General features: G+C 45.3%; 20 protein-coding genes. 8 read left to right on the forward strand and 12 right to left on the reverse strand.

What is annotated here, in order from left to right; translation table 11 throughout:
• Positions 1 to 12: 12 nt before the first annotated feature.
• Positions 13 to 927 carry a 1-phosphofructokinase gene (gene pfkB / locus BMZ95_RS04365; protein ID WP_046922267.1) on the reverse strand — a complete coding sequence of 305 codons (915 nt, stop codon included), beginning with the start codon at positions 925 to 927 and terminating at the stop codon, positions 13 to 15.
• The gene (locus BMZ95_RS04370; protein ID WP_305775244.1) at positions 924 to 1679 is read right to left on the reverse strand and encodes a DeoR/GlpR family DNA-binding transcription regulator; all 756 of its coding nucleotides are present in this window, start codon (positions 1677 to 1679) and stop codon (positions 924 to 926) included. The genes pfkB and BMZ95_RS04370 overlap by 4 nt, the downstream gene beginning before the upstream one ends.
• Before the next feature lie 1049 nt (positions 1680 to 2728).
• Here BMZ95_RS04370 and BMZ95_RS04375 point away from each other — a divergent pair.
• The 3 genes from BMZ95_RS04375 to BMZ95_RS04385 all read left to right on the forward strand — a co-directional run bounded on the left by BMZ95_RS04375 (position 2729) and on the right by BMZ95_RS04385 (position 5835).
• Positions 2729 to 3526: a hypothetical protein gene (locus BMZ95_RS04375; RefSeq protein WP_046921910.1), complete on the forward strand. Its 798-nt coding sequence runs from the start codon at positions 2729 to 2731 to the stop codon at positions 3524 to 3526.
• 90 nt (positions 3527 to 3616) lie between these two features.
• Entirely contained in the window at positions 3617 to 4060 is a 444-nt protein-coding gene (locus BMZ95_RS04380) for an Lrp/AsnC family transcriptional regulator (protein ID WP_014072694.1), read from the forward strand.
• 347 nt (positions 4061 to 4407) lie between these two features.
• Positions 4408 to 5835 carry an aspartate ammonia-lyase gene (locus BMZ95_RS04385; protein ID WP_046921911.1) on the forward strand — a complete coding sequence of 476 codons (1428 nt, stop codon included), beginning with the start codon at positions 4408 to 4410 and terminating at the stop codon, positions 5833 to 5835.
• A 658-nt stretch (positions 5836 to 6493) separates the two neighbouring features.
• Here BMZ95_RS04385 and BMZ95_RS04395 read toward each other — a convergent pair.
• Positions 6494 to 7837 (reverse strand): PFL family protein, encoded by a 1344-nt coding sequence (locus BMZ95_RS04395; protein ID WP_046921912.1) that lies wholly within the window; start codon positions 7835 to 7837, stop codon positions 6494 to 6496.
• Between the two features lie 11 nt (positions 7838 to 7848).
• Positions 7849 to 8118 (reverse strand): ACT domain-containing protein, encoded by a 270-nt coding sequence (locus tag BMZ95_RS04400; protein WP_003695792.1) that lies wholly within the window; start codon positions 8116 to 8118, stop codon positions 7849 to 7851.
• Between the two features lie 236 nt (positions 8119 to 8354).
• Between BMZ95_RS04400 and BMZ95_RS04405 the strand changes: the two genes are divergently transcribed.
• A complete protein-coding gene (locus BMZ95_RS04405; protein ID WP_014072691.1) occupies positions 8355 to 9725 on the forward strand; it encodes an MFS transporter in 1371 nt (456 codons plus the stop codon).
• A gap of 26 nt (positions 9726 to 9751) precedes the next feature.
• On the forward strand, positions 9752 to 10168 hold the full coding sequence (locus tag BMZ95_RS04410; RefSeq protein ID WP_046921913.1) for a MarR family winged helix-turn-helix transcriptional regulator: 417 nt from the start codon (positions 9752 to 9754) through the stop codon (positions 10166 to 10168).
• Positions 10169 to 10307: 139 nt separating this feature from the next.
• Here BMZ95_RS04410 and BMZ95_RS04415 read toward each other — a convergent pair whose 3' ends face one another.
• The 3 genes from BMZ95_RS04415 to BMZ95_RS04430 form a co-directional block, all read right to left on the reverse strand.
• The gene (locus tag BMZ95_RS04415) at positions 10308 to 11792 is read right to left on the reverse strand and encodes a MucBP domain-containing protein (RefSeq protein ID WP_046921914.1); all 1485 of its coding nucleotides are present in this window, start codon (positions 11790 to 11792) and stop codon (positions 10308 to 10310) included.
• A 468-nt stretch (positions 11793 to 12260) separates the two neighbouring features.
• Positions 12261 to 13697 carry a nicotinate phosphoribosyltransferase gene (locus BMZ95_RS04425; protein ID WP_014072688.1) on the reverse strand — a complete coding sequence of 479 codons (1437 nt, stop codon included), beginning with the start codon at positions 13695 to 13697 and terminating at the stop codon, positions 12261 to 12263.
• A gap of 86 nt (positions 13698 to 13783) precedes the next feature.
• A complete protein-coding gene (locus tag BMZ95_RS04430) occupies positions 13784 to 14581 on the reverse strand; it encodes an NrtR DNA-binding winged helix domain-containing protein (RefSeq protein WP_014072687.1) in 798 nt (265 codons plus the stop codon).
• 127 nt (positions 14582 to 14708) lie between these two features.
• Between BMZ95_RS04430 and BMZ95_RS04435 the strand changes: the two genes are divergently transcribed.
• Both BMZ95_RS04435 and BMZ95_RS04440 read left to right on the forward strand, forming a co-directional pair.
• The gene (locus tag BMZ95_RS04435) at positions 14709 to 15050 is read left to right on the forward strand and encodes a hypothetical protein (RefSeq protein WP_046921915.1); all 342 of its coding nucleotides are present in this window, start codon (positions 14709 to 14711) and stop codon (positions 15048 to 15050) included.
• A gap of 197 nt (positions 15051 to 15247) precedes the next feature.
• Positions 15248 to 15478: a hypothetical protein gene (locus BMZ95_RS04440; RefSeq protein ID WP_014072685.1), complete on the forward strand. Its 231-nt coding sequence runs from the start codon at positions 15248 to 15250 to the stop codon at positions 15476 to 15478.
• Positions 15479 to 15751: 273 nt separating this feature from the next.
• Here the strand turns inward: BMZ95_RS04440 and BMZ95_RS04445 are convergent, their stop codons facing one another.
• Positions 15752 to 16519: an epoxyqueuosine reductase QueH gene (locus BMZ95_RS04445; protein ID WP_041819726.1), complete on the reverse strand. Its 768-nt coding sequence runs from the start codon at positions 16517 to 16519 to the stop codon at positions 15752 to 15754.
• Positions 16520 to 16782: 263 nt separating this feature from the next.
• Here BMZ95_RS04445 and BMZ95_RS04450 point away from each other — a divergent pair, with 263 nt between their 5' ends.
• Entirely contained in the window at positions 16783 to 17004 is a 222-nt protein-coding gene (locus BMZ95_RS04450) for a hypothetical protein (RefSeq protein WP_046921916.1), read from the forward strand.
• Positions 17005 to 17037: 33 nt separating this feature from the next.
• On the opposite strand, the gene BMZ95_RS04455 is transcribed toward BMZ95_RS04450, so the two are convergent.
• The 4 genes from BMZ95_RS04455 to BMZ95_RS04475 all read right to left on the reverse strand — a co-directional run bounded on the left by BMZ95_RS04455 (position 17038) and on the right by BMZ95_RS04475 (position 22260).
• On the reverse strand, positions 17038 to 17319 hold the full coding sequence (locus BMZ95_RS04455; RefSeq protein ID WP_014072683.1) for a hypothetical protein: 282 nt from the start codon (positions 17317 to 17319) through the stop codon (positions 17038 to 17040).
• 978 nt (positions 17320 to 18297) lie between these two features.
• Complete coding sequence (locus tag BMZ95_RS04465; RefSeq protein ID WP_046921917.1) at positions 18298 to 19446, reverse strand: class C sortase; 1149 nt, start codon at positions 19444 to 19446, stop codon at positions 18298 to 18300.
• A 133-nt stretch (positions 19447 to 19579) separates the two neighbouring features.
• Entirely contained in the window at positions 19580 to 21103 is a 1524-nt protein-coding gene (locus tag BMZ95_RS04470; protein WP_046921918.1) for a SpaH/EbpB family LPXTG-anchored major pilin, read from the reverse strand.
• 2 nt (positions 21104 to 21105) lie between these two features.
• Positions 21106 to 22260, reverse strand: a complete 1155-nt coding sequence (locus BMZ95_RS04475) for a prealbumin-like fold domain-containing protein (protein ID WP_046921919.1) — start codon at positions 22258 to 22260, stop codon at positions 21106 to 21108.

Below are 22260 nucleotides of genomic sequence, written 5' to 3' on the forward strand. Positions count from 1 at the left end.
GATATTCCCTCCTTATCTATATTCTTCGATTTTGATCAATGGCAAAATTTCGTTGATCTTATTCTTGTCTGCAAGGTCTTCGGAAAATGCAGTGGCTGAACCACAGGCGAGACCGTAACGGAATGCTTCCAAAACGTCGCCCGTCCTGGCAAAGGTTCCGGTAAATCCGCCGATCATCGAATCACCGGCACCAACCGAGTTGATGACCGTACCCTTTGGCGCATATGAACGATAGACATTGTCTTTTGTAATCATCATGCCGCCGTCACCTGCCATTGAGATCAAGACGTGCTGTGCGCCAAGCTCCAAAAGTTTCTTGCCGTATTTCGCAACATCATCCATCGATTTCAGTTCAACGTGGAAAAGATCTGCCAATTCGTGATTGTTCGGCTTAACGACAAGCGGCTTCTTTTCAAGCGTCTTCATCAAGCTTTCGCCCGTCGTGTCGATTACGAAATTCGCGCCCTTTTCGCGAATCACGTCAATCAGTTCCGCATAAAAATCATCATCAAGATTCGGTGCAAGGCTGCCCGCAAAAATCACGACGTCGCCCTTTTCTAATTTTTCAAACTGCTTTTTGAACTCGACCAATTCTTCTTCAGAAATCACCGGACCGCGGCCGTTGATTTCAGTTTCTTCTTCTGCCTTGATTTTAACGTTGATGCGCGTGTCTTCCTTAATATGCGTAAAACTTGTGCTCAAACCGACGTTTTCAAGCGATTCTTCAACGAATCTGCCGGTAAATCCGCCCAGGAAGCCGAGCGCTGTATTTTCCACGTCGAGCTCTTTCAAGATGCGTGAAACATTGATGCCCTTTCCGCCTGGGAGCTTGTTGTCATAGTCCATGCGATTGACTTCGCCCAACGTCAGGTTCTTGAGCTGAACGATGTAATCGATTGAGGGGTTGACCGTCACCGTATAAATCATTTTTCTACCTCCTGTATCGTTGTCTGCTTGTTGTACTGACTGCTTAGCTGTGGCAACAACTTCGTGGTGATGATTTGTGCTTTCGAAACGTCAGCAACCTTGACGAACAAGACCGCATCAAACTTCGTGTGATCAGCAAGCACGTAGCACTGTTCGCTTTGTTCCATCGCAACCTGCTTGACGGCAGCTTCGTTGGGATCAGGGGTGGTGTAGCCATAACGAGGGTGGATGCCGTTCATCCCCATGAAAACTTTGTTGAATCGGTACTGCTTGAGCGAGTTGACCGCTTCAACGCCAACGATGGCCTTTGTCGTATTTTTGAGTTCGCCGCCGATCAGAATCGTCCTGATGTCCTTGTCGGCAAGCATGGATGCGTGCATGACGCCGTTCGTGACAACCGTCAAGTTCTGTTCCGGTTCAAGATATTGAACCATTGCAAGAGTTGAAGTGCCGGCATCAAGATAAATCACGTCATCCTGCTGAACATGTTTGGCCGCAGCATGTGCAATCGCATTTTTTTCAGAAGTATTGCGTGTCGCCTTGCCGGTCATGTCCGGTTCGCTCGACAATGAATACTTGATTTTGGCACCGCCGTGCACCCTGACCAAAAGATTCTTTTCTTCAAGCAGTTGGAAGTCTCTTCTGGCGGACGATTCCGAGCATCCGGACTTCTCACAGATTTCCTGAAGCTTGACGACTTTATTTTCTTTCAACATTTGCAAAATCATTTGCTGTCTTTCTTCTGCAAGCACTTTCATCACCTTCCGATAGTATAGTAACATGGCGTTTGAGAAAAAGCAATCAAAAAGAGTCAAAAAGTTTCATTAATTTGAACGGTTGTGACTGTTTATGAATGAAGATGGAGAGTGTGGACCGTTGAAGGATGGTAGATTTGAGTCTTGTGTGGGGGGATTGTGAGGGGGTGCGGTAGTATTATGTAAACTAGTAGCAGGAATATTAAAAGAGGAGGAAATATTATAAAATGGAGTATTATGTAAACTAAAGTGAGCGGAGGAATTACGTAAACTGAAATATACGGTGAGATTATGTAAACTAGATAAGGACGTGGTGAGATGCGTCCACGCAACGATGTTATGTGAACTAGCGAGGCATGGCGAGTTAATCAATGCGTCATGAAATCCAGATGCGAGCACAGTGAGCATCTGTTCCTTATATATTATTGAAAAAAGATTCTCGGGAAACCGGGAATCTTGTCATTTTTGATTTAGATCAAGGGAATTCGCAGCGAAGCGAGAATTCCGTTCATTATTCGACGCTGTGCGGATCGGTTTTGGAGGCTACGGTAGAACATTTTTTCATTTTTTCCTGTTTTTGTTCTACTTTCAGCTCCGCGCGAATCGATTTTGGACTCCGCGGTAGAACATTTTTTTATTTTTCTCTATTTTTGTTCTACTTTCAGCTCCGCGCGGATCGATTTCGAACTCCGCGGTAGAACATTTTTTTATTTTTCTCTGTTTTTGTTCTACTTTCAGCTCCGCGCGGATCGATTTCGGACTCCGCGGTAGAACATTTTTTCTTTTTTTCCTGTTTTTGTTCTACTTTCAGCTCCGCGCGGCACGGTTTATCTGAAGACAAGACATGCGTCCCAGGGGTACCGCAGTGCACGGCAAACGATGCTTTGGAACCCATGGCCATAGCTTTTTAGCCGTGGTACAATTGCACCCGACCCGCAGCCATCAAAGCCCTGCATTTTACAAGAATATTACATCGTGTTTTAAGTATTGAATAAGCCTGAAATAAGAGTATAATTAAAACAATTTTAATATAAGGGGGGGATCATATGGACTCACTGCACGCACTATTGTTAGCCGAGCACGACAAAGTTTTGCAACAGATCGACGTGCTCGAAAAAAGAATCAAAGCGGCTCCGAAGGGAACGCTTCACGTTGTCAAATACAAGGGAAAATCATGGTTTAAGAGATATGATTCAGAAAGAAAAAAAACAACCTACCTTCCCAAAAGCAACATCAGCGTGATCAAGGGATTGGCCCAGAAGATGCATGACGTCGCATGCCTGAAATTTGCCAAGCAGCGACTTAAGGCGATCAATCGGTTTTTGAAAACAGACAGCGAATCTTCCTATTTGGAGATTTACGAAAATTTACCGGACGAATTCAAAAATTTCACCGCACCGCTCGCAAAATCGATGGAATACAAGATCAACGAATGGGTTTCAAAGGGATACGCAAAAATGCGTCCTGTCGAAAATGGGTTCAAGACTCTTAAGGGCGACACGGTTCGTTCAAAGTCGGAGAAGCTGATTGCGGACCTGCTGTATATGCTCGGAGTGCCATACAGATACGAAATGAGGCTCGATATGGGCGACGGGACGATCGTTTATCCTGATTTTACAATCTATGACGTCAGAAACAACCGCTTGGTTTATTATGAACATTTCGGAATGATGGATGATTCGCATTACGTCAACAACGCCATCAGAAAGCACAACGAATATCTGAAGCACGGTTTGGGAAACGACTTGATCATAACGCTTGAGTCAGGCCAAAAACCGCTCGACCTTGAGGCGGTTGAAGCACAGGTGAAAAAATACGCGCTCACCAAAAGCGCGACAAATTAAACAGGATGTTATTAGGCCAGGGGAGTTGGCCTTTTTTTATTGCTTAACTCGTCAACTTGGTGTTATATTATATAACATGGAGGGATTTATATGGATCAGATTGACCGCACCATCTTAGGATGTCTGGAACATGATGCGCGAATGTCTCTAAAAGAACTAAGCAAGCAATGCTTTATTTCAGCTCCGGCCGTGAGCTCAAGAATCGCGCGCTTGAAGGAACACGGATACATAACGGGATTCCACGCAGCAGTCGATTGCGAAAAACTGGGATACCCTATCAAGGCATTCGTCAGCTTGTGCCTTGCACCAAAAGACAAAGAGGAATTTTACCCTTACGTCAAAGGATGCAGGAACGTCGTCGGGTGCGACTGCGTGACCGGCAAGTATTCGCAGATTTTGACCTGCCGTTTTAAAACGACGAAGGATCTGGACGAGTTCATCAATGATTTGCAAAGATTCGGCGAAACGCAAACTCAAATCGTTTTTTCGACCAGCGTGGAGCCGCGTTCGCTCGTGCCTGCAGATGAAGAATAGAGAGTCGCAGCCCTGGTTGCGGCTCTTTTTTTGTCAAAATGCAGAGCAGACGGCCGCGGTGTCTGAACAAGGAAGCAAAGAGCAAACCGAATCTCCGGGACGATGATTCATCCTGGCCGCAAAAAGAACGGCAGCGTGCGTTTCGAACCCTGAGGCTCAAAAACACATGGCAAATCAACGCCCTGCATTTTTTAAGCGACATAGCCTGCAGACTTAAAAATCTTAAGTTGAAAACGCCGCACACATTGTTTTCCACGCAAAAACGGTTAAGGTATCGTAATTTGGTGGTTAATGTTATATTATATAACACGTAAGTTGGTTCAGATTTTGAAAGGTAGGTTTTTACAATGCGGATTGAAAGCGACTCATTAGGTACCAAAGCTGTTGACGATGCTGCGTATTATGGCATTCACACCGAGCGTGCTCGCGAGAATTTCCCTGTCACGAGTCGACCGGTCGACGGAAGACTTGTAAAGAATTTGATTCTCGTAAAGGAAGCTTGCGCAAATGCGAATGCCGAAACGGGCAGGTTGGCAGCCGACAAGCACCGGATGATCGTCGGCGCATGCGAAGCTATTTTGGACGATTTTGATCGTTTTGCTTCAGAATTGCGGACTCCAGCTATTCAGGGGGGAGCCGGGACGAGCACCAACATGAACGCTAACGAGGTAATCGCCAACCTCGCGGCGGAAATGGCCGGGGCAAAGAAAGGTACATATGAGCTGATTCATCCAAACGATGACGTCAACATGGCACAATCGACAAACGACGTCTATCCGACCGCCGGACACATGGCTCTGGTGGAATATGCGACCGATCTCTTGGATCAGCTTGAGAAGACTGCATCCTCATTTCTTAAACTGGCTCATGAACACCGCTTCTCCTTGAAAATGGGCCGTACCCAGCTTGAAGATGCAGTCCCGACAACGTTTGGCAAGGAGTTTCACGCGTATTATCGTGTCCTCATGCGCGACTACAAGCGAATCGAAGCAGCCTCAGCTTCTTTGCTTGAAGTGCCCCTTGGCGGAACGGCGATCGGCACCAGCATTTGCGCAACTCAGGAATACTGTGACGCCGTGGTTCCTGAATTGCGTCGCCTCTCTGGAATGCCGTTGACTCAAGCTGAAGATTTGTCGGATGCCGTGCAAAACACGGATTGCTATGTGGCATTGTCAAGCGCATATAAGAATCTGGCCACTGATCTGATCAAGATTACAAACGACCTGCGTCTCCTTGGTAGCGGTCCGCAAGCCGGTCTCCATGAACTGGAACTACCAAAAGTTCAAGCCGGATCATCAATCATGCCCGGCAAAGTCAACCCAGTCATTCCTGAAGTTTGTGCGCAAGCTGCATTTCAAGTAGTGGGCAATGATGCTGCAATCGCACTCGCAAGTTCGTCTGGGCAGCTTGAACTGAATGCCTTTGAACCCGTAATGTTTGACGATCTTTTTGAAGACGCATCCCTTCTTCGCGGCGCGCTCCTTACTTTGAAGAAAAACTGCCTCGATCATCTCAAAGTCAACGAGCAACGCTGCGCTGAAATGGCTGCACACTCCGCAGGCCTTGCAACCGCGCTGTCTCCAACAATTGGCTACCGTGCCGCAGCCAAAATTGCTCAGGAGGCGGTTGCTACAGGCGAGTCGATTGAAGTGTTACTCAAAGAAAAGATCAACATTCCCGATTCAAAAATCAAAGAGTTACTCAATCCACAAAACCTTCTCCAACCGGCAAATTCGAGTGTTAAGCTCGAGACCGCCACAATGTTGAAACGTTAATGTTTCGTTTATGATCTAATAACCGAGAAAAAGATAAATGCGGCACATCTCAAGAACCGTCCGATTTTCGGCGGTTCTTTTTTTGTAAAATCCAGTTCTTTTGGATGCAGCGGTGATGCGATGCTGCATTTGGATAAGGCGCTGTGAAGATGGGCCGCGTGCAGGCTGATTTTGGCAGCACTTCCCAATATGACAGCTGACGAGTCCGCGCGGTTTTGGAGGATGCGGTAGACAAAAATTAGGCATTTCTCTCGATTTTTGTCTACTTCGATGGTCGCGCAGGGCCTTTTTGGAGGCAGCAGTAGACAAAATTCGGGCTTTTTGCTCCATTTTTGTCTACTTCGGGGATCGCACACGCCCTTTTTGGGGGCAGTGGTAGACAAAATCAAGGCATTTCTCACGGTTTTTGTCTACTTCGATGGTCGCGCGAGGCCTTTTTGAAGGCAGCGGTAGACAAAATCAAGGCATTTCTCACGGTTTTTGTCTACTTCGATGGTCGCGCGCGCCCTTTTTGAAAGCAGCGGCAGACAAAATTCAGGCATTTCTCACGGAACAATTGCGGCCGCCCGCCACTGCAAGAACAAATTCCGAAGCCGCGAGCTCTGCATTTTATAAAAAAAGCGACACGCCGAAATGGCATGTCGCAAGCAACTTAATGTTAATTTTTAAAACTGTGAATCGGAGCTGGAATCAAACCGCCACGGTGAATCATGTCGGCAGAACTTGCCGGGTTGACGCCCATGATCGGCGCATGACCGAGGAGGCCGCCGAATTCCACGGTCTCGCCGACCTTCTTGCCGGGAACCGGAATGACGCGAACGGCCGTCGTCTTGTTGTTGATCATGCCGATTGCTGCTTCATCTGCAATCATGGCACTGATCGTTTCAGCAGGCGTATCGCCAGGAACGGCAATCATGTCGAGTCCGACCGAGCAAACCGCCGTCATGGCTTCAAGCTTGGAAAGAGTCAGCGTACCGGCATTGACGGCATCGATCATCCCGGCATCTTCGGAAACTGGGATGAATGCGCCCGACAATCCGCCGACGTGACTGCAGGCCATGATGCCGCCCTTTTTAACGGCATCGTTGAGCATGGCAAGAGCTGCCGTCGTGCCGTGAGTGCCGACTCGTTCGAGACCGATTTCTTCCAAAACCTGCGCAACGGAGTCCCCAACGGCAGGCGTCGGTGCAAGCGACAAATCAACGATGCCAAACGGAACGCCGAGACGTTCTGAGGCAACTGTACCAACCATTTGACCCATGCGCGTAACTTTGAACGCTGTTTGCTTGATCGTTTCGGCAACGACGTCCATGGAAGCACCCTTGACTTTTTCAAGCGCCTTCTTAACGACGCCGGGGCCGGAAACACCGACGTTGATGACGGTATCCGGTTCGGAAACGCCGCAAAAACCGCCGGCCATGAACGGGTTGTCTTCAACGGCATTGCAGAAAACAACCATTTTGGCATTCGTCATGAAATCAAGCTCTGAGGCTTTCTTGACGGCCTGCCCCATTTCGGCAACGGCATCCATGTTGATGCCGCTTCTCGTTGAACCGACGTTGACCGAAGCACAAACAAGATCGGTTTGAGCCAAAGCTTCCGGAATCGACTTGATCAGAGTCTTGTCGCCGCTTTGATATCCCTTTTGAACAAGCGCAGAATATCCACCGATGAAATCAATGCCGAGCGTATGGGCTGCCTTGTCAAGCGTCAAGGCATATTTGACGTAATCCTGATCGTGCGAAGCAGCGGCAATCAAAGAAATCGGCGTTACCGTGACGCGCTTGTTGATGATCGGAATTCCATATTCTTCTTGAATCTGTTCACCGACCTTGACGAGATTCCTGGCCTTGGTCGTGATTTTGTCGTAAATCTTCTGGCAAGCTTTGTCGCTGTCCGAGTCGATGCAGTCAAGCAATGAGATTCCCATCGTGATCGTACGCACGTCAAGATTCTCGTCAGAAATCATGTGAATCGTTTCTAAAATCTTTTCGCTTTCCATATTTTCCCCCATTAAAGATGATGCATCGCACGGTAGATTTCTTCGTTGCGAATGCGAATCTCAACGCCAAGCTTTTGACCAAGGTCTGCCAATTCTTGTGCCAAAACGCCGAATTCTTTTTCGTTTTCCGGCACGTCTACCATCATCATCATTGTAAAGTAGCCATCCATGATCGTTTGTGACAAATCCAGGATGTTAACCTTGTTTTCTGCCAAATATTGACTTACGCCTGCGATAATTCCGACTTGATCTTCACCGACAGTGGTCAAAATTGCTTTCATCTTTTTTGCACCTCGTTCTTTATATTAAACCTGTTAGTTTTAATAAAAGTATAGCGCATAACTAATAATTTCGCAAAACATTTTGAAAATATTCGTGTTTTTCAGCAAATTTGTTTTTTTATCCTCAAATATCGAATATTGCCGCACTGCATTTTATAAAGAAGGCTTGAAATTAAATGCAAATGCATTTATTATTAAATGCAGATGCATGTAATTTAGAAAGAGGAATTGAAAACATGGCAAATATTTCAAAAACCATCAATCCGAAACTTCGGACGACAATTACCGTGCTGCTGCTTCTTTCATCGTTCATCAGTCTAGCCAGCCAAACGATGATGGTCACAGCTCTTCCTGTCATCCAAAGGGAAATGCACGTTTCACTGACACTTGCGCAATGGCTGACCACCGGTTACACGTTGATCATCGGAGTCGTAACGCCCCTTTCATCCAATATGTATGAAAAGTTCCGCAATCGCTCCGTCTTTTTGGGAACGATCGGCACGTTTGTCATCGGCACACTCATCGGCTGCGTTGCGCATAACTTTTGGTTCCTGTTGCTTGCGAGACTCGTTCAGGCATGCGCAGGCGGAATTTTGATGTCATTTCAAATGACGACGATGATTTCAATCTATCCGATGGAAAAACGCGGAACGATTCTTGGCATGTCAGGCCTTGTTATCGCCTTCGGACCGGCAATCGGGCCGACGCTTTCAGGAATCATCGTCAACTCGCTCGGATGGCGTTACATATTCATTCTTGTGCTGCCGCTGATGCTGCTGGTTTTACTGATCGGTTTTGCAACGTTCCCAAACTTCAAAGAACCGCGCGAACTCAAAATCGACGTTCTTTCCGTCTTCCTGTCCTTGATCGGTGCAGCTTTGACGCTTGCAAGCCTGACGTTTTTCCAAACAGACATTGCTCTGGGATTTGTCATGCTCGTTGTCGGACTTGTCATTTTGACACTGTTCATTAAGCGCCAGCTCAAACTCAAAGACCCGATGCTAAACGTCAGAATCGTTGCCAACCCTGCATTTCGCAGAATGACGCTCGTTGGTATTTTTGCCTTCATGATTTTGCTTGGCACTGAACAAATGGTGCCGATCTTTGCGCAAAATGCCTCGCACGTCAGCTCAACCGTTTCAGGGATGATTCTTCTGCCAGGGGCAATTGCCAATGCGCTTTCGGCCGCCATCGTCGGACGCTTGTACGATCGCTTCGGACCAAAATATCTGATTACGACCGGCGGTATTTTGATGCTTTTGGCCTCGATTCCGTTGGTTTCCCTCAAGCCGACGACCCCGCTTTGGATCGTGACCGTCGCCTATATGGTCCGCATGATTGGCAATGCGCTCGTCTTTTCGCCTGCAATGTCCGAAGCATTTATCGAACTTGATCAAGCAGAAATCAGTCATGCGACTGCTTTGAACAACTCCATCAGACAGGCTTTCGGAGCAACTTCGATTACCTTGCTGATCGTTGTTTCCGGAATTCCGGCTTCATTTATTACCGGGTTCCACGCTGCCATGTGGCTGACCGTTGTCTTTGCGGTTTTGCTTTTAGCAACGTTTGCCCGCTACTGGCAAGGATCAAGCAGAAGGAATTCTTAAACTCTGCATTTTAAAAGGAACAAATTATGAGATCGAGCATTGAAAAATGGTGTTCCGTCTTCAACCGCAAGATCAGAACCGAAATCAACCGACGCTGCAGCAAATACGGCTTGCACGAGGCGAATTTCTTTTACCTGATTATTGTCGACGAACACCCTGGCATCAGCCAGAATTACCTGATTCAGACGATTCAGCGCGAGCAAAGCATCGTTACCAAACACATCAATCACCTTGTGGCCGACGGTTGGCTGAGAAAAGACGTCGCAAAAAACGACCGGCGTAAAAACGAACTGTTTTTGACACAAAAAGGTCGAAACGTTATTCCCGTACTCGACCATATTATGGAAGACATCAGCCATGAAAGCGTTGCTGGCTTGACTGACAATGAAGCTAAGATGTTGGAGAACCTGTTGGAAAAGGCGGCCAAAACATATGACGTGTAAGTTCAAGATGCCGGGAAATCCCCGCTTGGACTAAATAAAAAGCCGAACAGAGGCAGTCGAGTTGCGACTGACTTTGTTCGGCTTTTCGTTTAAACCAAGATAGAAAAGAGACTTTTTTCTCAGCCTCCGTTGTTAAAAATTATTCTTTCTTGTTATCTAAATTGAAACGACGATCAAGCATGACCAAGCCGCAGATTGATAAAATTCCAACAATAACTGCACCCAAGAAACACAAATTTGAACTGAAATCGCCAGTTTGCGGCAGAAGTCCAAAATTATTTTTGCTTTCGCTTGGTTGAGCAGCTTTTTGCTTGACGGCAAATTTAGCTGGAGTGATAACTTCTGTCTGACGCGGCTGATCTTTTTGTCGATCCACCTGAAATTTTCTCACGTTCCGATCGTTATTTGACCCGGCTGCAACCTTTTCTTGTTGCGGGTTTTTATTTTCACCGTTGGCGTTGCTTTCCGCAGAATTATCGGCCACGTAGCTGACCACGCCATCCTTGAACGGATCTTCAGGCGAAGACAAACGGTAGCCGTCGCATTTGTTTGCGCTGACCTGTTGAAGGCTGCCATTGCTGCATTCGACAGTATATCCTTCGATATAAGGAACGATCTGATTCTGGGCGGCTATCTTGGTCGAATCTGACGGATCGTTTTGGTATGCAATGTCTTGCTCCGGCTTTCCGGGAACGGAAATCTTCCACGATCCCAGACGCTTATAAACATAGTTGATTGTCCGAGTCTGGTTGCCGAAGTAATTTTCAAGCGGAATCGTCATCCCGCCCACAAAACTGAGATGGGCAGTTCCGTGGCCGAACGGCTCAAGCATCATCGAGTTGCCGATTTTTGCTCCGCCGTAATAGACGTCGGCAATTGCCGTACCAGAATCGTCCATTTGCGTATATTTGATCGTTGCACCGATGCCGCCATGATACTTGATTGTCCGCACCGTTCCGGGAACGTTGCTTTCATTCATTCGATCATCTGCATTCGATGGTGTTTCCGTCAACAGATATCCAGGAAAAACTCGACGCTTGGTTTGGTAAATCATTCCGGTCATGACGTTGTGTCCGATAGACGGGGCAATCCTTTTGCCGTTGCTATCAAGGTAATTGATCGTCTGGTTGATCAACCGCGGCGTCGGTTCGGATATTTCCCGGGAAATAATCTGCGAATCTGAATCTTTGTAATGCTGCAAGACAACATTCGTATCGCCTTCGACCATCACGTCAAAGCTGTCTCCGTCATGGTAGTAGTGCAACTTAAACGGACGATTGCTTTGATCTACGTGCCTTAGTGCTTTATTGCTGTTCGGAGCAAGTTTGAAATTATTCGTTACTCCGTTTGGCATAAACTCCCAAACGCTGATCGTCTGGTCACCATCGCGCCCGATTGCGGCAACGACTCTCGTCGGCCCCTTTGCGTTCAAGATGTCCGCATCAAAGAAAGCATATCGATTTGCACCAACAAAACTTGAATATTGCATATAGTTTTCAGGATTGCAGATCGTGTAGTTTTCATCTGCATGAACCCTGTTGACATAAATTGCAAATACTCCAAGTATTATGGAAATAATCGTAACAATACCATATTTCAATCCCTTTTGAAATTCGTCCTTCATAATTTATCCCCCTAAGTAATACTAAGATTAACTATAGCACAAAATTGAAAAATAGTGTGCATTTTTAATGCTCTGCCCCTAATTCACCAGACAGGAGGGCAAAGCTTATTTTTCCACAATTTTTCTGCGTTTACGGACACATCGATAAAAATGGAGCCTCTGTCTGTAAATGGCCTGCTTAAAAAATGGCGATTATGGACAAAATGGTCAAAAATGGCCGCTTGTCCGTAAGATTCCAGACGTTTGAGCCCCGGTTTTACGGACAAATCATTGGAAAAAGCCGGTTTGTCCGTAAATTTGCGCGAAATCTTGGATAAATCAGTTGAGCAGTACTGCTTCTTGAAAAAGTAGTTTTTATGCATTTAAAATTAAAAAGCCGAACGAAGTCAGTCGCAACTCGACCGCCTCTGTTCGGCATTTCATTTAATTCAAGTAAGAAACGGGACTTTTCTCCGGCATTCTCACTATTTATTGATCTGCAAATTTTGAAACGAGTTCTTGCTGAACTTCATAAAGTTTTGGCGTGATGAACACCGGATATTCATCCGCATTGAGCAGGCGCTTCGTTGAATGCGGAAGCAAATCGAGCTGAGATTTGCTGAACTTTTGGATCTCAAAGACGTTTGGAAGATCGATTTTGACTTCAGTCCCGTCCATAGCTTCTTTTTGAAGAGGAACCGCCGTAAAGTTTGCAAGATGACCCTTTTGTTTCGTTGCCAACGGATCAGCCTTGAAAGCCGTGAGTTCGGACGGAAGATCCTCGTCACGAAGCGTGATAATATCGGCAAAGGCTTTGCCTGATTTGTTGTCGATCAAGCGATATGTCTGCTTGATGCCAGGAAGCGTCAACTTGCCCTTGCTTTCCGAAACTTTGATCTTCGGAATGAGCTTGTCGCCTTTGATAACGGCAGAAAGCTTGTAAACACCGCTCAAAACAGGCGAAGACGAGCTTGTGATCATCTTTTCGCCGACGCCGAAATTGTCGATCGGAGCACCTTGTTCGAGCAGGGACTGGATGATGTTTTCGTCAAGCGCATTTGAAATCGTGATTTTGGCATTCGGGAAGCCTGCTTCGTCCATCATTTCACGGGCTGCTTCAGCAAGTTTTGTTACGTCGCCTGAATCAATCCGGATACCGAAATTGCCGTGTCCTTCCGCCTTCAATTCGTTGAAAATCTTAATGGCATTCGGAACGCCTGATTCGAGCACGTCATACGTATCAGCCAAAAGCGAGCAGTTGTCAGGATAAATGTCTGCCCAGGCTCTGAATGCGTCGTATTCGCTGTCGAAAGCTTCGATCCAACTGTGCGCCATCGTTCCTGCAGCCGGAATTCCGAATTTTTTGGCCGCAAGCAGGTTGGAAGTGGAACTTGCACCGCCGATTACGGCTGCCCTTGCACCGTAAGTAGCACTTGAAGGCCCTTGGGCACGACGAGCACCGAATTCCATGACGCCGCGCCCTTTGGCTGCAGCCGTGATTCGACGCGCCTTTGTTGCGATCAGCGTTTCGTGATTGATGATGCTCAAAAGAAGCGTTTCAAACAGCTGTGCCTGAATCAGCGGTCCTTGAATCGTCATTACGGGTTCGCGCGGGAAAATCGGAGTGCCTTCCGGAACGGCCCAGACGCGACAACTGAATTTGAAATCAGCCAAATATTCGATAAAATCATCTGAAAAAAGGTTTAACCCCTTCAAATACTCGATGTCTTCTTTTTCAAAGTGGAAGTTCTTGAGCTCCTCGACTGCTTGCTCAAGCCCTGCCAACACTACAAAACTTCCATCGTCGGGCATCTTGCGAAAGAAGATGTCAAAAACGCCTTCTTCTTCGCCTAACTTCTCCTTAAAACCGTTTGCCATCGTCAGTTCGTACAAATCGGTCACTAATGCCCAATTGTCTGCATCCATGAGATTTCCTCCTATTTAAGTCGCAACTACCTTTATTCTCCAATAAAGTAGATACCACTTTTATATTGAACCTATCTTACACTAATTTACTTTGTTTTGCAACTTTCATCATCTTCGACTGATTTTAAAGCGTAAATCTTGGCTGGTCGTCCTGGGCGTTTTTGGACGGTTTCCGTCCCGATTTCCTTTAACAGATGCATATGCGTTTTTCTGAAGTTGGAATTGTCGATTGCGTCGACTTTTTTCATCAAAAACGGTGCATAAACGCAGCGAGCCTCGCGCATCGTAAACGTCGATCCCAAAACCAGCAAGACGTTTGGTCGGTAGTTGAGCTTATTGCGAATTCTTTCGCAAGCCACTTTGAAGATCCAGTCGTAATCAAATGCGAGGTGCGTTTTGGGATCGTACTCTGCATTTTCATAATACTTCGCCTGACTCGTCGCTTCGCTTGCTTTAAAATGCAGTGCTCCGTTCCGCACCACATAGTGACCGTCTTCTGCGGAGAACGCAAACCAGCGCGCATCGGTTGCCCCGTATCCGGCTTTGAGCGGTGGCATTTCAGGAAGAAACGTCATGTACGCCAAAGACAGGATTCGGTCGCGCCCCCGGCCGGAACGCATCGGATTCGTGAAAGTCGCCAACTGTTCGGTATGGATCGCAGACAGATTCAGTCCGATTTTTTCGCGAACCAGCCTAAGCGCTGCCGCATCCGCGCTTTCTTCCGTTCTCAAATATGTTTCGGGCATTGCCCATGCCCCTTTTTCGGGCTCATTTGCACGCTTAACGAGCAGCATGTTGACTTGACTTGTTTCCCGGTCAAAACTCCAAATAACATTAACGATGTTGATATATGGTCGTTCCAACAATTCCGTCTGTTCGCTCATGATATTCTCCCTTTCGATTGATACCTACTTATAATTATATCTTAAATTAAGAGTCATGTGTACTCAAAGCAACACCAATGGATTATAATATAGGTAAATATTTTTTAAGAAAGGCGGAATTTATAATATGCTGCATATGATTCCTGACAACATGGAACAGGTCGAAGAAAAACTCGCTTGGATGAAGCAAAACGGCTACGAACAAACCACCAAACAAGACGTCATCAACGATATGACCAGGGACGGCGTGCAAGACATGCTGGATACGGCGCTTGAAGGGCCGTATTGGACGGCACGCTGGGAAGAAGCAGGCCAATTGCTTAAAGTTTGCGGACCTGTCGGCGACGTTATCGGAACTTTAAAACCTCGTGATGAGTACGCTGATTTTGAAAGCGACCTTGAAAACAATGCCATCCTCTTTTGGCGCAATCTTGCAACGCAAACGCAAAAACTCATCGGTCATGACTAAAAATGAGAAGAATATGCGGCCATTAATCATTGTCTAGTCAATTGATGATAAGTTAAAATGCATTCTTTACAATCAAGTACACGCTTACATTATTGATATAGATATCTTTCTAGATTAGAAATACTTTTTTCTGCTTGCAACTACTTGAAATTGTGATAAAATGTTAGTAATTTTTACAGAAAGAAGAATTACTAACAATGGTTAAAATTAAACGTGCTCCAGTTGCTGGTTTGAACTTGCTCGAAGGCGAAATTGTCAAAAAAGATCTCAAAATTTCTGGCATGAGCTTTAAAAACGTACCAGTTATTCCTGAAGTAAAAAACGATGATACTAGCTATCACGTTTCTGAACCTGTCTACAAGCGTCTTTATACGTTGCTTCGCAGTCGTTGTTCCAAAGTTGTTGATTTTGACGATTTTTCATACTAATACGAATATCAAACATAAGACAAAGAGGCCGAAAAATGTGCCTCAAATTGAAAACCCGGATGATTTGCAGTCAATTGCAAACCATCCGGGTTTTTTCGTATATATGACAATCTTTGTATATAATGGAAACAACCAAAAAGAGTCTGTCAGTAAATTGAATGGGAGCTTGCTGCGCTAATTGAGCAGACGCTGCATTTTGTAAAAAAGTCTCACGCTTTAAATTAAGAAAAAACTGAATTTTTTCCAAAACTCTTTTTGCTTTTCAAATGTGAATCAGACTTCGATACCGTCAATCGAAAAGCGAATCTCCGGAAATTCTTTTTGACCGTCTTTTCCCTCCATAAATGCCAAGGCTTCGCGTCTGATTTGCGACAAGTCAACGCCTTGCTGCTTGGCAGCAAACATGCACCCGCAGTAGCATTGACGATAGACGTCATATTCCTTGCACATTTCAACGGAACGAAGGTAGCCGTTTCCTTTCTTGAAATCGCTTGGCAGATAATGCACGTCGTAAAACTGCTGAACCTCGATTCCAACGGAATTGATTACTTGAGAGTTCTTGTGCGGGCTGATCGTCAGCGTGCTGCCAAAGTAGTCAAACCCAAGTTCCACGGCCTTTTTTGCAACCGTATCAAGTCGATAGTCAAAACAGGCACGACACCTTTTGCCGCCTTCAGGTTCTTTTTCAAGACCTCTTACGGCTTCAAAGTATTCCTGCGGCCGGTATGGTGCGGCAATAAATTGAACGTGATTGCCTGTTTTTTCGTTGAAATCGTGAATAAATTTCTGTTGGACGTATTCTCTTCGTTGATATTCGGCACGAGGATGAATGTTAGAGTTGGCATAGTAGATGGTTACTTCAGCAAATTCAGTCATGCGCTCCAACGTCGTCGTGCTGCACGGAGCACAACAGGCATGGAGCAGAATCTTCGGCCGAATCCCCGCTGTTTGCCAATTCTGAACCATTTTCATCATGACCTTGTCATAATTGATTTTTTGGTTCAGATTCATTTTCTCAAGTATTTCCTTAAGATCAATCAATTCAAATTCTTCCTTTCATCGTTTTTAGACTGGATGCAATTATTTTTATCAAAAAAGCTCAGGTTTGCAACTTGAAGAACCGGATGTCCCTCCCCTGATCACAATCGGGGTCTTCGTTAAGATTACCGCATCAATTATAGTGAAAAATCAGCTTTCATGCAAATGTTCCACGTGGAACAACAAATGAATGTTTCACGTGAAACATTATCCGTTCTTGTCCGAAACACATCTGAATAATATAATGTCTTACAGGAGGAAATCATATGAAAAAAAATATTCCGCTGCTCGTTTTCGGGCTCTTCATCTTAATTGCGCTGGCTTTTGTGCTGTGCACGCTGACCGTTTGGGCTTTCATGTCGAATCAAGGCAACACTCTTCGCCTCATTTTGATGTTGGGAGCATTCTTTTCATGCAGTGCATCAATTACCGTTTTAACAATTTTGATTACGCACTGGATTTCACGACTGAAAAAAAAGCAAAAATAAAAGGGCTCCGGTTCTCCGGAGCCTTAAGCTTCATCATCTCAAATGACGCAGCCATCCTATAAACACATCTAATGGACGCCCCATTGTAAGCGCCTTTTCCAAATCGCTCGCAATCGTTGGTTTCTTGCGTCGCTTATTTACCGCATACGACTGAATACGTCCGAAAAGCTCATCTGAATCGAGCTCTTCTTCAAGCAGTCTTTCGCGAACCCATGCGCAAATCGCAACAAACTCCCGATCTTTTGAAAATTTTTCATTTCTGAGACGTTCATCAATCAAACTGATGACGTCTCTGGTACGATCTTTTGTAATCACTTTGATCACCTGCCTAGCAAAACCGAATCCGGCAACCATCTAGGGTAATTGTAATCCATTTCTGTAAACGGTGTCAAACTTTTTGGACAGATCAAAGAAAACGTTTCAACAAACACCAGTCAATTGCTAAGGAGCGGTCATCATCCACTGATTCAATCCATTCGCTAGTCCCCTTCGTGATTGCAATCTTCTAAAATCAGCTGATTTTAGAAGAATCCTTCAAGCTGCATAATTCAAAAAAGTATTCGTCCAAAATAAAGCCATGCTTTACCCTGAAAGCTAAAAACCTCAGGCAGACGCTTCAGTAATCTGCCTGAGGAACGTGATTTAACGGGAGTCGAAAAGAGGGAGTAACCGGGACAGCTTCTAACATGCTTTGGCGAATCACGGATGAAAAACTGTGCAAATCGAAGAACAGCACCTCGAAATCAGCACTGCATCCAGAATAATTCGCACGCTGCCATAAGGAATCAACAAGCTCTGACCTCTTTTCGCATCATTGGAAAACAATATCTTGATTCGTCTGAATCTCAAAGCTAACATTCCCTACTCTTTAATTGTAAACGCTTTCTTTGTAAAATGCAAGCTCTTCGCCTTGACTGATGACGTTCGATTCAATCAAAAAAGTCCCGTTTCTTACTTGAATTAAATGAAATGCCAAACGAATGCAGTTAGTTTGCGACTGCTTTTGTTCGGCATTTTTTAAATACGGTGCTGCTTAACCGATTCAGCCAAAATTTCATCCAGCTTTACGGACAAAGTGCCATTTTTCGCTGATTTGTCCGTAAACGACAGTGATTCTGCCAAATAAAGCACCTGATAAATCAGCGCACTAATAATTTGCCGCCTGCCTCTTTCAGGTCATTTCCATCATTGCAGGCGCTTGTCACGTATAAGCAAAAAAACCGGATCAGCTTTGCGATTGCAAACCATCCGGTTTTTCAATTGAAGCATAGTGTTTTCTCAGCCTTTTTTCAGCTAATTATGATTTTTAACGATCCAATTTTTTTCATTATCCTGAGCAATGAAACTCTTTTGCTTCTTCTTTGGATACAGTGCTGCATTTTCCTGTCGGAGCTTCTTAATTCCGGCACGGACGCTCAGATGGTCATTTTTAATGCAATAGACGTTTCCTGGAAGATTTGTGAACCTGACTCTCCCCCGTTCATCCGATTGGACGATGAACTCTTTTTGGTTGCGATACAGCTTGCGCCTGCCGTTTCTGGCAAAAAGCCGGAAAGCTTCGCCAACGACAGGTTTTCCGTCCGCATCGACAACGATGAAATCAAGGTTGATCTCGCGCTTTTTAAGCAAGCCGCCGTGGATAATTCTGTACAAAATATAAAATACAGAAAAAATCGCCATGACGCATCCTAGCATAACGGCCGCTTGAATCAGGTTGTTCATTAGGGATGCACCTTCGACTTCACGTGCAATCTTCTTCGTATATGGAACTCGATACCCAGTCACAAGCATTCGATGAGAATTGATCATGTACGGTGTGCACGTCATCAGTGTCGCCAAATCCTTGTCCTTGACCGGAAGAAGCGATTTGACTTTATTTGGCTTGATGACCTTGATGTTGTAAACCTTGTAGGCCATATTCTTTCCATAAACGCTGATTACGAACAAATCGCCCTTCTTGACCTTGTCAAGGTCCGTAAACAGCTTGCGTTCAGGCAGACCACGATGGGCAGCAATAACTGTTCGCTTTCCTTTTCCGCCGGTCGGAAACGATGACCCTTGCAAAACGGCCGCGCCATAATTGAGCGTGTCGGCCGTCGTCAGATTAAATAACGGTACGTTAACGTTGATTTTCGGAATTACGACCCGACCCAGCAAATGCTTGCGCAACTTCTCGGCATTCATGTTGTCTGTCCCGCGAAACGGGTCTTTGGCAGCTTTTTTAGCAGCACGTTCATTTTCTGCTCTGAGCTTTGCAAGTTCTTTCGCATTTCTTTTGGCATCAAGTTTCTGGGCTTCTTCAATACGTTGATTATCAATAAAATTATTTATCGATTCAACGTAGAAAGGGTATAGCATAATCAACAATCCTGCCAAAAAGACAATCATCAGCAAAACTTGAATCCAAAAACCATTTTTCGATTTCTTCTTTTTTTCAGCCATTCTTTTTCCTTTTGATACTCAATTGACATTACGTTCAGTTTAACAGAAAAAGGGATCGGAAAATTCATTCCCGACCCCCAAAAATTGGTATATGAATAATGAGCTATTTAGTTGTGATGAATAGAATCACGAATCAGATGTTTTCACGACGGTTGCGGCGTGCAATCATAGTACCTGCAGCACCAGCCATTACAACGACACCTGCAACGATGAAGAGAACGATACCCATGCCGCCTGTTGATGGAAGGAAGCCGCCCTTCTTCGTGTTGGAAATCTTTTGACCGTCAGCTGCTTGAATCGTCTTGTAGCTGTCCTTTGCAACTGTGAACAAAACTGGATCCTTAAGCAAGTCGTAGCCTGTAGGAGCTTTAACTTCTTTTACGGCATATGATTCGCCGGCTTCAAGCGACTCAGAATACTTCAAACCTGCAAATTCAAATTGACCGTTTTCGCCAGTTGTCTTCGTAGCAACGTTTGTGTTGTTCGTATCGAATGTGTAGCCATCTTTTTCATTGCCGTGAGCATACTTGACAACTTGACCGTTCTTAACGATAACAAGTTGGAATTGTGCACCTGCAAGCGTCTTTGATTGGTTAGAACCATCAACCTTGACGAACTTCTTGCCGCCTGTGAAGACTTCTTCTGACTTGACTTCGTGGTGTGCTTCGTTGTCAACCTTGGCAGTAGCCTTGTTAGGAATACCAGTGTCAATCAATGTAAGATCTTCAATGCTGAGATGACCCTTAACAGTTGTCTTGAGCGTCTTGCCGGCAAATGCAGCAAGATCTGCAGCAGGAATCGTGATCGTGAAGCCGTTGTCGGCATTCTTCTTAACAGTATACTTGTTGCTTGCAAGACCTTCGATTTGAATCGTATCAGCATCCATGATCAGGCCCTTGCTTGGGTTATCAGTAATCGTGTAGACTTTCTTGTTAGCAATATTCCAAGGAACAACCGTTTCGATAGTGTAGTTGATCTTTTCGCCGGCAGTGAAGTCGTGGTGTGAGCGATTGTCATTCAAAGTCTTCTTGTCTGATTGCTTAACGTTCTTTGGATAGATGTTGATTGACTTTTGAACATTCTTTCCGTCTGCTCCGTAAATCGGCATTGCCAAAACGAACGGTTCTGCTTTTTGAGTAATGTTTGCAGGAGCATCTGTTTCAGCAAAGAGGTATGCCTTGTAGTTTCCGTTTGCGTCTCTCAACGGAAGGTTTGCAAATGATGCAAGACCACCGTTGGCAGTTGTCTGTTTGCCAACAACCGTTGCCGTCTTTTGAAGCGCATCAGCCTTCTTTGCAACTGCAGCACTCGCCGTCTTGGCTGCATCGGCAGGACTTTCATTCTTATCGCCGGTTGCCGTCTTGTATTCATTCGCATATTCGCTTGTTACATCGTATGCCGTAAATTCAACGCCATCAAGTGCTTCGGCATTGTTCTTGGTCAACCATGCATTGATTTCGTCTTGTGACTTGCTGTTGTCAATCTTGTCAGAAGGCAAAGACTTGTCAAATACGTATTTGTGCAACGTAACGGTTGCCGTTTCCGTTGACGTTTCTGCAGCCTGTGCGGTCTTGACGCCAACAGCACCCTGCAATGCCAACGGCAATGCAAGTAACAATGTTGCTAATGCATTTCTCAATTTCCTATGATTCTTCATTTTTAATGCTCCTCTTTATAATTTCTTCTCTTTGCGCTTACTAAAACAACTAAACATATTATTCCTATGCCGAGCAATGCCATAATCGATTTTGATTCACCAGTTTGCGGCAACATCCCCCATAACCCTTTTTTCTTGACACTTTTCGGTGTCGTTGGCTTGCCTGGAGTATTTGTCTTGCCGGAGTTGCTTGGCGGATTCTCAATACTGTAATTATAAATGCGCGGCTTGGCGGCACTGACTGCCCCATCAGACAGTTTTTGATCATAAAGTCCTTCCAAAGCTGTGCCGTTGACTTTAACGCCGTCAGACATCTTCTTTGGAATATAAACTTCGATCTTGCGTGCTTCATCGGTAATCCTGTATCCTTTGGGTGCCTGAACTTCGCTGAAGTAGTAGGTGCCAGGATCAAGACTCTCACGGTCATACATGACCAAACCTGCCGAGTTGGACGTGAATTTTGCAATTTCATCGTCGCTGAGCGGAGAAGCACTTGCCTTAAAACCGCCATTATTTGTGCAATATAATTTTATTGAACCGTCCAAGCGGTACAAAACAAATTTTGCATCGCTCAACGGTAACTCTCCGCCGGCGTTTTTGCCATATTTGAAGAAATAGGCTGAACGCTGCACGAGCGAAGTTTTACCTTTGATTTGAAACCACATCCGACCTTGATCATCAATTTTGAAGTCATCATTCATCAAAAAGACGAATGGGAGGGTAAAAGTCCCGTTGTCCCCTGCATTTTCAATGACTCCGTTCTCATCGGTCTGAACGATCAGGTACGCATCGCACCTGGGAACGATAAAATCGATCGAAGAATTTGCCTTGTTTCCGGTCTGTCGACTGAGAGGCTTCAAGCTATGCTTTTCAATGAAGTTTTTCGCATAACTCTGACCTACGAGCGGGAATTTTTCGGTAAATTCCTTTGGATCATCAGCTTCATTAAACTGATCCGAAATATCATATATTTCGAACGTCGGCGCTCTCAGTTTGGTAACATCTGTTCCTGAAGGAAGATTGAGTCCCAAACTGATATGGATGTGAATATTTTGAGTGATACCCGTTGTCGAATCAGCTGATGCTTGCCCGGATCCTGCGAATACAGCAGTCATAAAGGCAACGATCATGAACAATAATTTTAATACTCTCTTCAT

This window comes from Ligilactobacillus ruminis DSM 20403 = NBRC 102161, from assembly GCF_900113455.1.
Lineage (GTDB): Bacteria > Bacillota > Bacilli > Lactobacillales > Lactobacillaceae > Ligilactobacillus > Ligilactobacillus ruminis.